Raw genomic sequence first — 15,941 nt, forward strand, 5'->3', positions numbered from 1 at the left:
AGTCACCATGTCCCATTCCAGCCACTGCCTTACGGGGCGAGATAGGCGTCAAGATAGACGCTGCGGCTGAGGATGCGCAGCGTATCTGATTTGGCCTTGCTCGGCAGCCTTAGTCGATTTTCTGATCGACACGGACCAGCGCTGCGGCGGCAGGTGGCGGCGCGTCGCAGAAACCCTCCACCTGGTCCGGCGTGCCCAGCATGCCGACATCCTCCAGCGCCAGCGTGCCCATGGTAACCAGCGCGCCCTCGGCGATCAGCTGGTTGTACATCGGCGCGATATACCGCTCGCCCTTTTCCGCGCCTCGCCCGTCGGAGAAGAAGCGCCGGTAAAGCGCGATATATTCGCCGGCCGAGGCGAACCAGTATAGTCCCACCGTGGCATGCGGCGAGATGCGGACCTTCTCGCGCAGTTCCACCACACGGCCATCGGCATCCGTGCGGCAGAACGACCACCCGTCGCCAGGTCCGGGGAAGCACGGCACCCAGCCGGCGGAACCCGCGGGGATCTGCGCCGGGGCCATGGCGCGGGGGGCAACGAATGTGTCGATGTTGAACACGGCAAAGGGCGCGTCAGCGGCACTGCGTTCCGCCAGCAGCAGGGCGGTGGTCGCCTGCCCGTCCGTCACGCCATCCAGTTCGATGATCTCGCCCATGGTGATGCCCAGCGCTTGGCAGCGGGCGGTCAGGAACGGACGCGCATCCTCCTCCCGCCGGGTGGCGAAGGTGAAGCGCCAGCCGGCCTCCCGGAACGCCTCCAGCGCCAGCATGGACCAGTCGAACAATGGCCGACCCAGCACCTCGATCTCGTATTTCGGGCGGGTGTAACCGGCCTTGGAGAAGCGGCTGCCCAGCCCGGCCATGGTGACGGCGATCGTGCCGGGCACGGTCACAGCAAGCGGTCCCGGTCACAGATCGCGGCAAGTTCCTCCAGCGAGTTGTTGAGGAATTCGCGCGGGCGGACCGTGCGGTCATCGACATAGAACCCATCGCGGCCCGGCCAAGGTTTACCCATCCAGATCTCGTCATAAGGCACGCCATGCTCGTCCAGCCAGGCGGTTACGACCGGCAGCACATGGCGCAGGATCTCGCCCAGATTGCCGTCATAAGTCCGCATTCCGCGGGACGAGGACAGGATGATGCGCCACCCCTGATCGTGGAGATCTATCAGCCGGGCCTTCATCTGCTGATCGCAGGCGAGGGTGGCGTAGTCCTCTTCCGGCCCCTTGATCTTGCACAAGGTGCCGTCGATATCGACGACGAGCACGCGTTCCTTGGCTATCAAGCGCTCTTTCCTTCCAGTTCGTCCATGATGGCGCAGGCGATCAGGCAGAAGCCCGGCAGCTTGCGCGGCGTATCCAGATGCAGCGGCAGCATCGACAGGAACAGCGACAGTTCGTAGGCGCGGATGATCGCCTGGTCATGGCCTGCCGCCGCCAGCCGATCGGCCAGAGCTTTCTTCATCCAGCCCGGCGGGCCTTGTCCGTCAAGCTCCAGCACCAGCCGCAGATCGTCGCCCACGCGGCATTCGAACAGGCCGTTATTGACGAAGTCGTAGCCGCCCATGATCGAATGGCTGAACTTGGCCAGATCATACAGCGGGTGCATCCATGCCTCGTCCAGGCTGATCGCGCCCCGGGGGTCGATCAGGCGGAACAGGCCGATATTGCGGCTGAACAGGATGTTGGACAGGCACGGGTCGCCATGTCCGACGGCGAGCGTGGTGCTGCGATCGGTTGCGATCGCCCGCTCTATCAAGGCACTCGCCTGCCGTCGCATGTCCGCGATGCCGCCCCGCGGGCCGCTGCTGGCCAGCAGCGCGTCCAGCCGGCGGCCGGCATCGGTGGTCAGCAGTTGGTCCAGCCGACCGTGCATCTTGGCGAGGATCGTGTCGCGCGCCACGGCCCGGACCTGATCGGCACCGCTTTCCTGCCTGCCGCGCGCGTCCAGGAATTCGAAGAACCGGTCGAGCAGCCGGCCGAAGCTGGCCTCGTCGAAGCTGTGATGGACGATCTGCAAGGCCGCATCGGGCACCGACAGGTTCTCCATGGCGTAGCTCGCCCGGCCGCCGTCCTCGCGATAGTCGAAAGTCGGCAGCATGAACCGCTTCATGGCGTCAGGCACGACGTGGAAGAAGGCATGTTCGCCCCGCATCTTGGCGATGTCGGTCGAAGATTTGCGGAACACGTCGCCCGAGACGTGGCCGGCATTGAAGAAGCGTACTTCCGTCGCGCCGATCATGTACCCCAGGAAACTGCTGACGCTGCGCAGGTCGAGCAGCTTCATGGCATTGTCCACCGCCAGGCTGGTCTCGGCGACGCCATCTAGGAAGCTGTGCCGCTGCCGCGGCTCACGGATGTTCAGCAGCGTGATGGTGTCGACACGGGTCAGCAGTGTGACCGCCTCGTCATCGAAGCGCCCGCCGAACATGGCCGGACCTGGGGCATAGGGCAGCTTGCGCAGAGTGCGGGCGAACATGTCGAGGTCGGCGGGGATCAAGCTGCTCGGCAGGCGGATCACCCGGTCATCGTCCCGTCGCCGGGCCAGCCGATCCGCCAACGCCTCGCGCGATGCCGCATCGCTGATGCGCACGAAGTCGAACTGCCGTTCCTTCGTAACGGCACGCTCGACCATGTCGGCCAGTCGCTGCTTGCGCTTCAGCACCGCACCGAACCGTTCCACGCCGATGATCTCGCGGATCGCAGCCGGAGCCGGGTCACTGTCGTCATACACGAACAGCATGGGTCAGACCTTTCCGGGGCCGGTCAGGACGATACCGGCGGCAGCCGGCAGTCGCACGCGTTGCGGCTCACCCGCCTGCCGCTTGCCATAGGGCAGCGGCACCCACAACCAGACCAGCAGCAGGGCATCGAAGAACACGAAGGTCGCCAGCGTGATCGCGGGGGAGGGTTGCTCCCCCAGCAGCATGATGCGCCAGCTGGCATCCGCCCGGCCGAGTGTCACCTCCACCACGCCGTGCAGCGACAGCATGCCGGGATCGATCGCCATGAGGATGGCCGCAATCGCGACCAGTTCCATGCTCCAGATGCCCAGGGTCGCCAGGATCAGGAACGCAGGCGCGGCACTGATGGTCCGCCGGCTGATGTCCAGCATCCCCCGCGCCTTGCTCACCAGCGCCAGCACATGCAGCGCACGATCCTGGTAGTGATTGACGAAGATGTGCCGCTGCACCTGTTCCAGCAGCACCGGCAGCAGGAAGAATGCCAGCACCAGCAGCGACAGGCAGGTGCCCAGCACAGCCACCGGCGCGGCGACGTTCCAGCCCCCCTCGGCCAGCAGCAGCAACGCCATGCCGATCAGCACCACGCCATCCATCGAGCGGTCGATCAGCAGGACGATGATCGGCCGCGACCACGATTTTGCCGTGCGGGCCAGCTCCCCCAGGCGGATCAGCTCGTCCGTTTTCAGCGGCAGGATCAGAGACCAGGGCGCGACGAACAGGTGCAGCAGCACCACCGTGCGGAAGCTGGCGCCCAGCAGTGGCATGGCGATGACCGCCAGCCGGAAGGCCCGCATCAGGTGCGCGATGATGTACAGGACAGCCGCAGCGATGCAGGCGACCAGCAGCCGGCCGGTCGCTTCCCAGCCACCCGCCGCCAGAGTGCGGTTGGCATGAACCAGCAGGACGGCGAAGATCACGGCCGAAACAGCCGTCACCAACCACCGTCCGCCGCGCGCAGATGGCTGCCTCTGGCGGGTCACGCCAGATCTTGCTGTGCGGACGCGGGCCAGCTGCGGACCAGCGTGGCCGGGTAGCTGGCGCGGGGCACATCGCGATGCTCCGCTTCATGGAACCTGCGGGCCGAGAGCAGGCGCTGACGCAGCAGTTTCAGCATCCGGAGGCCTTGGCTGAACAGTTTGGCGTTGGAAACCTGGTCATCTTCCCGCCAGTTGATCGGGAAGAAGCGTAGGCGGTGGCCGTGATCGGCCAGGCCGAACACAAGGTAATAGTTGAAGGTCAGGTTGTCGGCGTATTTCAGGTGGAAGCCGTCGGCGAAGATGCTTGTGCGGAACAGGTTCAGGCCCGACCCCAGATCGCTGAACCAGTGTCTGCCGATGATCGAGAAGATCGCATTGAACACGTGGTTCGCCGCGGTGCGCAGCGTCGAATACCCCTGCAGCGTGGCGCCGCGCATGAAGCGTGCGCCCAGCAGGGCATCCACCGTGCGATGCGTGCCAGCGGCGAGATGCGGCTGCAAATCGGCGATGGAGCCTTGATCGTCGCCATGCAGCACCACCAGATAGTCGAAGCCCTGCGCCTGCGCGAATGCGATGGCGACCTTGTGCGATCCGCCGAGACCGTAATTGTCGTCATTGCGCAGCAGGTATTTCTCCTGCACCGGGCTGGCGGCGAGTGCCGCCTCGGCAGCCGCCAGGGTCCCATCGGGTGACTGGTTGTCAATGCATAGCACCGCCAGGTCGGCGGACAGGCCGGGCACGCGCGCGAACTGCTCGATCACCCGCGGTATCTGCGGCGCGCAGCGGTACATCGGCACGAAGACGAGGATCCGCTCGCTGCCGGGCCTTGCGGTGTTCACCTCACCGGAAGCGGATGCGTTGTTCAATGATGATCCCCATGGCTAGATAGTTCAGGTACATGGTGACGGGCGTCACCGCGACCTTGGCGAGTGGCGGCACGAGGTACAAAGGATCGAGCGGCAGGCCAAGGCTGCTGAACGCATTGCCGGCGGGTATCATGATTGCCGGATCGGCCAGCAGCAGACCCAGCATCGCCACGGCCTGAGACGCGAGCAGGATCGCCGCGGCGTTCCACGCGATGTAGGCCGCGATGGCGAGGGGCAGCGCGGTGCGGCTGTCGCGGAAGATGAAGCGCCTTCCGGCCACAAAGACCAGCGACACCGCCACCCCGGCGCCGACCAGATTGGCGAGGAACAGCGACACGCCCGCGGCGGCGAGCAGGTTGAACAGGGTGAAGTCGATCAGCCAGCCGATGCCCGATATCAGGGCAAAGGCATGAACCCTGACCGGCGCGCGCGCGGCTGTCAGCACAACGCTCTTGCCCGGCAGTCGCGCCGGCCAGCAGCTGCCATGATCCATTCTCGTCCACCAGGTGGAAATCGCGGGCGATCTGGGGTGCATAGGTCACCGTTGCCATCAACTTGATTGCCTGACGGCAGTTCAGGATCGAGCTCGATCCTCGGAGGGAATGTCCGGTTCGCATGCCTCGCTACGAGGAAGCCAGTTAAATTAGCCACAATGACACGCTCCGACGCCCGAGTGCCAGCGCGGCAGTCGCAACCAAGACTATGATCAACAGCTTGAGGTAAGTCAGTATCTCGGCAGAAACTAGCGACGCTAGCTCCAGAATGGAGTAATGGACGAGGTGGAGGAGACCAATAAGAGAGAGCAAGGATGCTGGCATGCAGACTCCAAGGTGTCGATGCAGTTAACTGTGCGTTGCATCATAGCAAGGAGAAGATCGGGATGTCGAAAAGCTAGCGCCCATAAGGAGTGTCAGACATGCCGTTCATGAGAAATGCGTTGCTGAAGCGGCATGTTAGGTGATCCGAACCAAAGAAAGTTTATTTTAGAGTGAACTCCATGAAAGACCTTCCCACGGCAGGTGCATGGACCCACGCGCTTTACATGCCATAACCTGATTGCAGCAGATTGTATGTTTCCCAACGTCGGGCAAAACCTTACGCCGATGCTGGCCACGCTCAAGCCATCAGGCCGCGTCGGCTCTGGAATATTTGTGGTGCTCGCTTTCGTTCACTCGTTTTTGGTCTGTGCCGACGATTAGCTCCGCCTCCCGCACATGATCCACGAACTCACGGAAGGCGCCGGTTTCTAAGTCCACTGCAACCGCATCGAAATGCGCCCACTCCGTGTTGCCCAGCTTTACATGTTTTTCGATCATCCGGGCGCCTGCCGCAACCGCCAACTGGCTAGCTAACCAGCCAAAATCGTGGCTGGAATAGCCGGGTACAATGCGCGGATCGTGCTGCGACAGATCGTGATAATGGCGCACCACGCCGACGTCACAATCATGCAACGGAGTAGGATAAGCGCTATTGCACTGCAGCATGTAGAAGGTCGACATGCCTGCAAAGTTTTCCAGCACCCAACGCTCGTAGCGTTCATCTGTCATTCCGGTCGAGAGAATCAATCCTTTAGAATAGTTGCGCCCGACGAACTCAAGATAGTTCCGGTGCTCGGAGATTGTTGAAGGTAGTTTGATCATACAAGGATCGAACTGAAGCATGAACTGAAAGCTTTGCTGATCCAGCAATGAGGCAAACCAACCGATCTCCAACTCTTGACACAGGCCGTCCAGAAAGTTGAAGTCATCAGCGCTCAATTCCAGCGCGTGACGATAGTCGCGGAAGGTTGGACCAAACGGTGAGCGGTAGGGACTGGCGAGCTGCTCGGGCGTGTAGAATGTCTCTACGTCGCGCTTCTGCACCTTTACGAAATCGGCGCCGCCAGCCTTGGCCGAACGGACCATGCGCTCCAGACGGCCGCGATCGCCGAAATGATTGGTGGTAAGTTCCGCAATTATGTCGACGTGCAAGCCTTCGCGCTTGCGATTGCCTTCAGCCTTGGCAACGCGGCGGCTCAATCGTTCATTCAACTGGTCAGGGCTTAGTGCACTGAAGGGACGATGGCCGACATGCTCAATCTCGATCTCGCTGCCGCGTGCAAAGTAGAGTGCATTTAGCAGGAAGAACTCTTGAATGGAGATCTTGGCGCTCTTCTCGGCCTCGCTGCTGGAGGAGAAGTCATGTGTGATCGCACTGGAATAGCCGGTTTCGGTCGAGAAATCGAACCCGACCATGTAAACCTTCTGCGTCCTACCGCGCTGGCGGGCCATCAACCGTGCGATCTTCAACGCGGTAAGGAACATCACATCCTCAACCACCAGATCATCCGAGAGGAAGCGCTGCATCACCAAGTCGCTGCTCTCTTGCGTCTGCGGGACGTAGGGCACGCGTACCTGTGGCGTTGCCACCGGCACTAGGTCGCTGGACGTGATATACAGGCGCGAGCGCCATCCATTGACCTTCAGCGCATCTGCCACCCAATCGGCATGGAACACTGTTATGTCGGCTGGCGCAATAGCTTCCGCATCGTTGATTGCGATCACCGTGCCGCGATCGAACACGTCGCCTTCAATCTGATCGGCTGAGGCGCCCTTACCCAGGATGAAGATCGTATCGGTGCCGTATGTCGACGCGATGTCGCCGAGCCGGGTCGAGATATCCGCCATTAAAAGCTTCTCCATTGATCTCGATGTCGCAGCCATGTTCCGCCGCGAGCATAATACCAGGCAGCAGGTCCCATACGTAAGCCCCACGAGGGTTCAGGAACCTGGTGTAGGCGCCGCGCACCACGTTGTAGAGGTTGTACACGGCACAGCCGATTATCCGGAACTCGCCATCAGCTTCAAGCGCCTCACGGACGTTGTCATCGATAGTGGAGGAAAGACCGGTGATGCGGCTGTGCAGCTTGGGAATGCCATCCCCCGTTACTAGCCGCTCACTTAGTTCAGGCATCAGGAGCATCGAGCCCAAATGGGTGCCATGGTCCCACACGCTAATGCCGGTGCCCCATTCCTTGAGGCCAGCGGCGAAGTTCTCCGTCCCATCAATCGGATCAACAATGACGAACAGTCCATCGTCCAGACGCTGAGCGGGCAGGATGCGCTCTTCAGACAGCAGGATGGCATCAGGTAGATGCTCGGCCATCGCCTCTTCCACCAGAGACTCGACATAGAGGTCACCCGCGGTCACCAACGAGCCGTCGGGCTTCTCGACGACGTCAGTACGCCCGGCAAGGATTTTAGGGAGCGCACCTTCGATAATGTCACCAAGCTGGTGAAGCCATTGCGGAATCAAATGACACTCCTGTCAGCTCTGCTACGTAACCTCCTGTAGCTGGCTACGCTGCATCGCACAATGGCATGCCACATTTTAGTGAGCAACTTTTGTGAGGCGCGCGTTGCGTGCCCGCTTGTCCTTCTGGGTTTCAGCAGCCGGCCATGCTGTGTACAAACCCGCCTGCGGGGCTCGAAGGTGCAGAAACAGCGCGTAGTATCTTCCGCAATCTTCCGGAAGACGATGTATCTCACGGGCGGCTTTACGCTCCCATCGGCAAACATTCGGGTCAGAGAAAGTTCCTTGCATATCGGTTGATCGCCATCGGTTGCCTTCAAGGTTTGGCTTTGGAGCTCATAATAGTGCCTGCTCATAAGTTATGCTTGGAGAAAGACATTGTTGCCAGCTATCACGTCGGTCAGTGACCGACTAAGTCTGGTCCAAAGAAGGGTGCGGGTAGGGCGATCGACCTTATAAGGACCACCGAGTTCGTCTGCCGCCTGACCTACCAGCCGGCTAATCGTTCGGCGCCCCCGCCCAAGGCATCGAAGCAGCTGATTAGAGGCTCCTGAGCTCAGCACACCAACATGCACACGCACAACGCTCGTTGGCACGTGCGCGGTACCTCGACGTAGCTACGTTCGAGACTGGAACCATTGCGCTCAGCGTAGGGCGTATCCATCCACAACCTCATGGCGTCAGCGGTGGTCAGCAGCAAGCTTAGTCATCATGATAAGCTTCGTATCTTTCAAAGCGCGAAAAGATGTCGAGGGCGCGGGCAATAAGCTTATTTGCCTCGCCTGCGGCGAGCCTCTCAAGCCCCTCGCGTCCGCCGGAAGAGCCAGTCAATCGTCTTAAAGAAGAATGACTGTCGGTGCCGAGCCGCTATATAACGCACAAAGAGATTTGCACGTTAAGCGATAATCCGCAAATAAGATCACCCGCACTGGCAGCCTGATCATCCTTGACCTGCCGAGGATTGGTGACCCTTCCCCCCTTGGTGCATCATCCTAATCAGTAGCGGTGAATGGCAGACGGCGTATGCGCCGCAGCCTTTCGGGCGGCGAGCACAGCAAGGTGCTTCGATCTTCTTTCGGCCGGGCCGCTGGGGCGACATCACAAAGTGGCTTGTCACCCCACCTCCGGATTGCCGGCAAGTGGACAATCTGACCGCGCCAGCTATGGAGCGAACTCCTGCCGCGATCGTGCATTGCCGACCGCCGCATGTCGCGGCCGGATAGTACGCAAAAGAATTTGATGCGAAGACTATGCCGACCTACCCTGTCCCGTTCACATAACGGGAGCCCGCTGATTGGTAGATCGTGCCACCATGGAGATAGTAGACTTTGAGGCGCTGGATCATTGCAGTTGCGGTGGCGACTTGTGCATTTCTCGGAACGGAAGGCTTAGCGCGCCTTGCCTTCGATTTCCCGCTTTACGCGGCGGATCAACGGCTCGGCTATTGGCCGCGCCCGAATCAACGGGGTACCTTTCTGTTCGTCAATGATTGGGCCTTCAACGAACATAGCCTCGGCGTGGCACAGCCGTTTGCGCCGTCCAATCGTATGGATATCCTGCTCGTCGGCGATAGTCTGGTCTATGGTGGCAACGAACTTAAGCAGGCCGAAAAGTTGGGGCCGCTGATCGCCGAGCAGAGCGGCTGGTCTGTCTGGCCGGCGGCAGCCGGCAGCTGGGGACTGCAGAACGAGCTTGAGTTCCTGCGTCGCCATCCGGACTTGGTCAAGGGCAGCGATGCCATCGTGGTCGTAGTCAATTCAGGTGACCTCACGGCACCTTCGGCGTGGAAGTCGCCGCATTCTCATCCGCTAGAGCGCCCGCGCTTGTACCTACCCTATCTCTTTAATCGTTACGTTCGGAAGGTACGAGCGCCGTCGACATCGCCCTTGCCCGTTCCGGAGCTAGACGTATTTGACGAGTGGGCCCGGTTCGTGGCCCACACGGACGTTCCAATCCTACTGGTGGCCTACTCTTCCTCCTCGGAAAGGCACCAGGAATGTCGCTGGTTGCCGCTCAAGTATCGCAAGACCACGCCGACGTTCTGTTACGACGCGGGTAAGCGCGGCGGCGATGGGCTGTTCCGGGACGCTATTCACCCCAGCGTGTTAGGCAATCGCTTGTTTGCCCGCTGGATCGTTCGGCGGCTGAGCGGTGCCGTCTAGTCAGAATTGTCTGCCGTCGCGCAGTGCCGCAAGAACCACGCCGGTAGAGCGAGTGCATCCTCCAAGTTGCAGGCGCGGAGGCATCGGACGTACGGTTCTGCTGCGGGGTTGATCGTTGGCTACCCATTTTCACGCATAAAGTGCCGCCCGCTCGCAGAGGAAGCCCTTTTCAGCGGGCGTCAGCGGTCTGAATTGCAGGGAAGGGGACGACAACGAGGCCTATAATAAGCCGGTCGTTTCCCTCAGTTAATCGTGCGGTGGATTCATCAGCACAAAGGAAGCAGGTTTGAGGCCGGCGGCTGAATGCCTCATTGGGGGCAAAGCAGAATCGGTTCGTGAACGTACGTTCTCGTGACTGCCATCTGGGACGCTGGCCGAGTTTACTCCTTCGCCGGTCGCGAGGCCAGCGGTTGTATTGCCTTGGCGGGTGTGCCGCGGACGCCTGATCGACGACGATTGATCACGCTCTCATCCGCGGGTTGGTTACCGCACTACCCGTATCCGTCGCTGGGCCTATCCCCCCGTCTAAGCTCGGGCGCCGGACGAACCTGCCCCACCGTACGCCGTGGATTGCCCATCACAGTCGGGTGCCCGCGGCACGCCGGCCAAGGCTATGCAGTTGGTGCGCTGGCGCCTCCTTTCGTAGCCGCTGCCGAGGGGATTAACCCGCCACCGCAGGCGACACCCGCCTGGCGATATCCCATGCATAGCCCATCAGTTCGCGAGCGATCGCTGTCGTCACCTTCGGCTGAGGTTTGCCGGCAGCCGACAGGCGGCGAAAGCGCTGGCATAATCGCACCTGGGCCTTCCAGCCTATCGCCTGAATCTCGTCCGGCAAGTCTGCGATCCGTTCACGCTATCGCCGCTTCTCGCGTGCTGGCAATCGATACGACCATCCCGCCTCGATCAGCGTGGTGCGCGCCTGAGCATTTCCCGCACACGTGATGCGGCCGCGCTGGGGCCGGGCACCGCTGGAGTGCTCCGACGGCACCAAACCGACATACGCCATCAACTGCTTGGGATTGTCGAAACGGGTAAGATCGCCAACCTCGGCGATCAGCGTCGCCGCACAGCGGTAACGACGTCAGATTGAGGGCACCAGCCGAATGGTAGCTGCAGATCGTCGGATGAGGGAAGGGACGTCGAGCCGCTGATGAGCGCAACGTCTGCTATCCTGCAGGTGCAACTCACGCCGTTCCAGCAATTCATGATCGCTGCTAGCCGTGCCCAAAAGCTGCAACCCAGTTTCGCCCGTTAAACGGCGTTTTAGCGCAACCTCTCGCTGCCGATGGTAGAACAATGGCAAGCTCAATCAGTCGACGTGTTCAACCACGGGTCTACGCACTTCAAGTCAACGTCTGCATAGGAGCGACGCACGTAGGTGACAGTCTCACAGCGATATAAAGCAGAATACAAAAAGCGAAAAGAATCGATGGTATGTTATGCTTAAACAAAGGTCATAGCTACAGTGCACGACTTCGAAGTTTTGCGCTGCCAGAAAGTCTCAATCTTCACGGGGTGAAGTAATTCCTGCGAAGTCAGAAGACTCCCGGCCTAAAACCGCGACTCGTGCGAACACTTCCTGCACTTTCTCCTGTAGCTCATGTTAGAAACTCGTTCGAATAGATGGTGCTTGGAATGAAATAAGTAACAAAACGTTCCCCTAATGATCTTAGTCATGCTTCACCTTCTTTCTTATCATCTACGGCGTTTGATAGCCTTGCTATACCAACGCAAGGTTGTTCCGATTGCTAGCGTTCTGCGATCTTAGTCGATCGCAGAACTCAACCGGAAACGCGATTAGCTTTTTCTACTATGGCGCACTGCGAACGTCCAAAAAGAAAAAAATCGGTTAGAATAGAGAGATTGGACCAGATCTCCATGCTTGCAGCAAGGAGGCATCAGCGCCGGTGCAAAGGATTGATAAGGGACCGGGATACCTGCTCGGCTAGCTAGAGATCGTCATGATCGCGGGCCGGCATTTCGCAATGTTCAAATCACCCCTCAGGTCATGACGGCTAGGTTAACCGCACTAGCCCGAGGGCTTTGCAAGAAGCAAGATTGATCTACCCAGCGGTCACTACAACAGCACCTCGGGAATTAGCGGCTCCTCTGAATGGCCGCGGGCGCCCGCGCAGGCGAGGAGGCGATCCCTGCATGCGAGTGCGGTGGGCTGCAGAGCCGGATTGCCGAGCGTCAGCGCCTAGTCGGCAACAAGACGATAGAAGCCAAGATCCTGCGGGAGGCTGTGTCCCGAGTCGAAGGCCAAAAACTCCTCTTTCGCTGAAATTTATTGCTAGGGGACTACCGGTGAGTGCCGTGGCCGAGGCCCCGGGCATCTGTCGGCAGCACCTGTCCGCCTTGCACGACCTGCCACCTCCACGCGGGCGACCGTCACTGCCTGATGGCGAGCTGGTCTGCGACATCCGCATCCTGATCGCCGATCGGCCCATCTATGGCTATCGCAGCGCCCATGCCCTGCTGTGCGGCAGGCGCCCACGACCAAATGCACAGCGCCCGATCCCAGCGGGTCTACCGGGTTATGAAGGTGCATTGCCTCTGGTGCATTGCCTCAGCGCAAACAGGGCAGCGGCGCAATGAAGGTCGTGTCGCCGTGGATCGCCATAACACTCGCTGGTGCTCTGACGCTCTGGAGATCGCCTGCGACAATGGCGAGAAGGTGCGCACCGCCTCCACGCTCGAATCTTGTGATCTCAAAGCGATGGCACACGTTGCGATCACTGACGGCATCACTGCCAAAGAAATTCGCGGTCTGATAGTCGCCACCATCGAGCAACGCTCCGCCGCTGGGGAGCGGCTAGCTGGGCCTATCAAATGGCTCACCAACGATGGCAGGCCTTACGTCACCGATGACACCCGCCGCTTCGCTCGCGGCATCGGCCTGGTACCGGAGATGACGCCGGTCAGCTCACCCCCATCGAGCGGCATGGCGGACGCCTTCTCGGCATCGTCAAGCGCGACTATGTCCGCGTGAACTTCGGGCGCAGTGCGTGCACCGTCCGCAAACAGCTGCCTCTCTGGCTCACCCATCACACCGAGGTCCCCCCGCAAAAGGCTCCGGGCCCCCGGGGCACACCGCGAGTACATCATTCGGCCCCACGAGACCTCGTCAGGCGATTAGGGCGCAACAACACCTTCTGCCTACCAGATGCACGATCTCAGGAGTTCATCACATTAGAGAAAAGGCTTGCCTCATCTGATGCCGTCCGGCCTTTCCTGTCGAACTTCCAGCATCTAAGAGCCGCTTGAAAGGCAGCATGGTCAGTGCACTCATGCGCCATTGCAGCTCTGACAGCAGCGTGGAGAGAACGATGTCGCAACTCTTGAATGCACGGCAAAGGGCCAAGGCGATGCTCCAACAAGTTAAAGGGTCTGCTCCGGTTACGGCGATCAAGCGAGCGCCGCAATATTGTGCCTGGAAGCTGGCGCCCCTGCAGGCAGGAGACTCATTTACGGTGGATTTATCTTTGCGCGTCGGCATGGGCGCGCTAATGGCCTATGCATTGCGAGTGGCACACTGGGCAGCGGAAAACCGGATGGCTCTTAAAGTTCGTGCTAGCTCCCCGCTTTACGGAGAGAGGCAGGATATCTTTCCACTTTATTTCCTCTCGCGATTCGAGAGCGACGGCCGTGCGATCGGTACGCAACGACGAGAGTGGCTGCTCACCCGCGAGATTGCTTCGCACATCCCGCATGAAGCGGCCAAAGATTTATTCGCGACCCACTTCACACCAAACCAACGGCTAGCAGCGGAGATCGATGCAGCTTCTGGTGGGCGTGATTTCGATCTCTCAATTCACTTTCGTGGCACCGATAAATTCATGGAGACGGGGCTTACTGATGCACAGCTTATGCTAACTGCTCTGAAGCCGCACATGCCGAGCGCGCGAAACGTGTTCCTTGCGACAGATGACGCTAACTTCTCGGTGCTCGTGCGGCAAGCTTGGCCTGAAGTGACGTTCACGTCGTACGACCGGGGTGTCGTTATGCCTGGCAAGGCAAGGCATTTTTCTGCCATGTCACCCGAAGACAAGGCGTTGGAGGCATTGGTAAACATGTATGCTCTAGCGCGTGCGCCTCATTGCGTACGAACTATGTCTTATATGTCGTCTTTCGTTGGACTTATCAGGCCGTCAGTTGGAACCACAACGATCAACGGCAAGATCGATGAAAACACCCCGTTTCCGGAACGTGACCTGCTGCTCCGCGAACGGGCCGCTGGCGGTGAAGGCGGCTGACTACACCGAAGTTGAACCAATAGGTGCAGACTTGGTGTTGCTGACCCCTCCGGACTGGTGACTAGAGCGATTGAGCGCGACCAGGAAGGACGATGAGCCGGCGGGTGAACAGCCTCACACCGTTATCAATGTATGATAGCGTAGTGTAGGGACCAACTCTGCGCCTTAACAACCCAAGAGTTCATCACCTTCTCTCCGTCGACCTGCAGCCGAAAGGTAGTTTCCCCGATGTGACGTCATCACCTTAACGGCTGCGGCTCACAAACGCCGCGCAACGTTGCCTCGAGGATTGCTGTGACTGCACGCTCCCCCTAGTTCGCACCACGAGGATTGGCCGGTAGGATGGCAGATATCAAAATGAGGCGACAATGATAATTGTCCTATTGGGCGACCTGATCAGCAAGTTGGCAGCTAAGCGAAGCGAGAATAAGCATGCTCTTGAGGCCGCATCAAGGGCCGCAGAGGCAGATGTCGCTCGGACGAAACGGATAGAGAACTTGTGGCTCCTTGGAGTGGATGTGTTCACGGAGATCTTGGAAGAGACTAACTCTGCTCTTCAGGCTGCGAATAACGAAGCCTCCATCGTGGCAGCACTCGGCAAAAACCCGATTGGAGCCACCTGGCTTGGCAACCTGATCATCTATGATCCAGACGAAGATGCACGCCCTGAGATGCTTACTGGAAAAGTGATCCTTACGGCAAAGGGGAAGGTGATCTTCATCCTCAGCCGAGCCGGGAAGCATATCAACCGCACAATGATGGACCTCGACCAGGTCGACGCTGCCACTTGGCGCGCTTGGATCGCGGAGTTCCTCGCAGCCCACCTCCAGCAGTAGCTCCGGAGTATTGTTGACCCGTATAGATGTGGAGCGCCGTAAAGCCGAGCGTTCATAGGCGTAAGTGTTCATTCGCTCGGAGCCGCTCGAACGTCCCCTATGATCGTCGATTTGTCCGGATGCTGCGGTATTCTAAAGACGCCCGCGACCTGATCGGCGGTTCATCGTTTATCCCGCGTGAGGAACTAGTGTTTGTCACCTATGCTGCACAGCGGCTCGCGCAACCGAACCAAGAGCGGAGCACCGACCGCGGCTAACGCTAAGAGGAGGGAAGGTAGCTCTTGAATCTGCAGCACCAAGCTGGAGTTGCGCGCATGGACATATTGGCTGCCGGTATCGTGTTGTGCGCGGCTCATAAAGGTTGTCGCGACGCGTAGCGCCTGCATCGCGGAGCTTTGCTGCACGGTCGTGACGACCGCCTCCATGGTAAGCGGTGTTCTCAGGCCACGCGAGCGGCATGCCTGCCACGGCATGAGGCCATCCAGGGCCGTTGCAGGATGGCCTGCTGCAAGGCGGGCCAGCGTGCTGGCGAGCCAGGCTTGAGGATCAACGCCGTTCAGCTTGGCGGTTTCGATGAGCGAGGCGATCACCGCCCAGTGCTGGCCACCTTCGTCCGAGCCGGCGAAGAGCGCGTTCTTGCGGCCCAGCGCGAGCGGACGGATCGCTCGTTCGACCGTGTTTCTGTCGAGCTCGACCCGGCCGTCATCGAGGAAGCGGGTCAGCCCCTCCCAGCGGGTGAGCGCATAGCGGATCGCCTCGGCAAGGACGCTTTTGCGGCTCGCCTGGACAAAGACTCCTTCAGATCAGC

Annotated in this window: 12 protein-coding genes and 2 pseudogenes; 4 read left to right on the forward strand and 10 right to left on the reverse strand. The window is 60.1% G+C overall.

Annotated elements, in window-relative coordinates; genetic code table 11:
* Positions 1-109 precede the first annotated feature (109 nt).
* The 8 genes from PK98_RS14730 to PK98_RS14765 all read right to left on the reverse strand — a co-directional run bounded on the left by PK98_RS14730 (position 110) and on the right by PK98_RS14765 (position 7,879).
* Positions 110-886, reverse strand: coding sequence for a glycosyltransferase family 2 protein (locus PK98_RS14730; RefSeq protein WP_200885069.1), 777 nt, complete (start codon positions 884-886; stop codon positions 110-112).
* Between the two features lie 2 nt (positions 887-888).
* Positions 889-1,284, reverse strand: coding sequence for an HAD family hydrolase (locus tag PK98_RS14735; RefSeq protein ID WP_052208881.1), 396 nt, complete (start codon positions 1,282-1,284; stop codon positions 889-891).
* Complete coding sequence (locus tag PK98_RS14740; RefSeq protein ID WP_039097812.1) at positions 1,281-2,741, reverse strand: hypothetical protein; 1,461 nt, start codon at positions 2,739-2,741, stop codon at positions 1,281-1,283. The genes PK98_RS14735 and PK98_RS14740 overlap by 4 nt, the downstream gene beginning before the upstream one ends.
* 3 nt (positions 2,742-2,744) lie before the next feature.
* Positions 2,745-3,677 (reverse strand): hypothetical protein, encoded by a 933-nt coding sequence (locus tag PK98_RS14745; RefSeq protein ID WP_152608728.1) that lies wholly within the window; start codon positions 3,675-3,677, stop codon positions 2,745-2,747.
* Between the two features lie 41 nt (positions 3,678-3,718).
* A complete protein-coding gene (locus PK98_RS14750) occupies positions 3,719-4,558 on the reverse strand; it encodes a glycosyltransferase family 2 protein (RefSeq protein WP_200885070.1) in 840 nt (279 codons plus the stop codon).
* A 1-nt stretch (position 4,559) separates the two neighbouring features.
* Positions 4,560-5,078, reverse strand: coding sequence for a GtrA family protein (locus tag PK98_RS14755; protein WP_039097814.1), 519 nt, complete (start codon positions 5,076-5,078; stop codon positions 4,560-4,562).
* Positions 5,079-5,709: 631 nt separating this feature from the next.
* Entirely contained in the window at positions 5,710-7,251 is a 1,542-nt protein-coding gene (locus PK98_RS14760) for an N-acetylneuraminate synthase family protein (RefSeq protein ID WP_161792453.1), read from the reverse strand.
* Positions 7,178-7,879 (reverse strand): inositol monophosphatase family protein, encoded by a 702-nt coding sequence (locus tag PK98_RS14765; protein ID WP_052208884.1) that lies wholly within the window; start codon positions 7,877-7,879, stop codon positions 7,178-7,180. The genes PK98_RS14760 and PK98_RS14765 overlap by 74 nt, the downstream gene beginning before the upstream one ends.
* A 1,325-nt stretch (positions 7,880-9,204) precedes the next feature.
* On the opposite strand from PK98_RS14765, the gene PK98_RS14770 reads away from it, so the two are divergent.
* Positions 9,205-10,038: a hypothetical protein gene (locus tag PK98_RS14770; RefSeq protein ID WP_152608729.1), complete on the forward strand. Its 834-nt coding sequence runs from the start codon at positions 9,205-9,207 to the stop codon at positions 10,036-10,038.
* Between the two features lie 661 nt (positions 10,039-10,699).
* Here PK98_RS14770 and PK98_RS16490 read toward each other — a convergent pair.
* Positions 10,700-11,107: pseudogene (locus PK98_RS16490) on the reverse strand (transposase); the annotation flags it as partial.
* Between the two features lie 1,545 nt (positions 11,108-12,652).
* Between PK98_RS16490 and PK98_RS16850 the strand changes: the two are divergent.
* The 3 genes from PK98_RS16850 to PK98_RS14780 all read left to right on the forward strand — a co-directional run bounded on the left by PK98_RS16850 (position 12,653) and on the right by PK98_RS14780 (position 15,133).
* A complete protein-coding gene (locus PK98_RS16850) occupies positions 12,653-13,033 on the forward strand; it encodes a hypothetical protein (protein ID WP_152608730.1) in 381 nt (126 codons plus the stop codon).
* 283 nt (positions 13,034-13,316) lie between these two features.
* On the forward strand, positions 13,317-14,297 hold the full coding sequence (locus PK98_RS16855; protein WP_152608731.1) for an O-fucosyltransferase family protein: 981 nt from the start codon (positions 13,317-13,319) through the stop codon (positions 14,295-14,297).
* 383 nt (positions 14,298-14,680) lie between these two features.
* Positions 14,681-15,133 carry a hypothetical protein gene (locus PK98_RS14780; RefSeq protein ID WP_152608732.1) on the forward strand — a complete coding sequence of 151 codons (453 nt, stop codon included), beginning with the start codon at positions 14,681-14,683 and terminating at the stop codon, positions 15,131-15,133.
* 464 nt (positions 15,134-15,597) lie between these two features.
* Here PK98_RS14780 and PK98_RS16495 read toward each other — a convergent pair.
* Positions 15,598-15,912 (reverse strand): annotated as a pseudogene (locus PK98_RS16495) (IS66 family transposase); the annotation flags it as partial.
* Positions 15,913-15,941: the final 29 nt, after the last annotated feature.

Origin of the sequence: Croceibacterium mercuriale, from assembly GCF_000802385.1 — a bacterium.
GTDB lineage: Bacteria > Pseudomonadota > Alphaproteobacteria > Sphingomonadales > Sphingomonadaceae > Croceibacterium > Croceibacterium mercuriale.

Bases quoted from the DNA above. Each gene is read 5' to 3' on its own strand.
- PK98_RS14740 (WP_039097812.1), bottom strand. From the start codon at position 2,741: ATGCTGTTCGTGTATGACGACAGTGACCCGGCTCCGGCTGCGATCCGC.
- PK98_RS14755 (WP_039097814.1), bottom strand. From the start codon at position 5,078: ATGGATCATGGCAGCTGCTGGCCGGCGCGACTGCCGGGCAAGAGCGTT.
- PK98_RS14760 (WP_161792453.1), bottom strand. From the start codon at position 7,251: ATGGCGGATATCTCGACCCGGCTCGGCGACATCGCGTCGACATACGGC.
- PK98_RS16855 (WP_152608731.1), top strand. From the start codon at position 13,317: ATGGTCAGTGCACTCATGCGCCATTGCAGCTCTGACAGCAGCGTGGAG.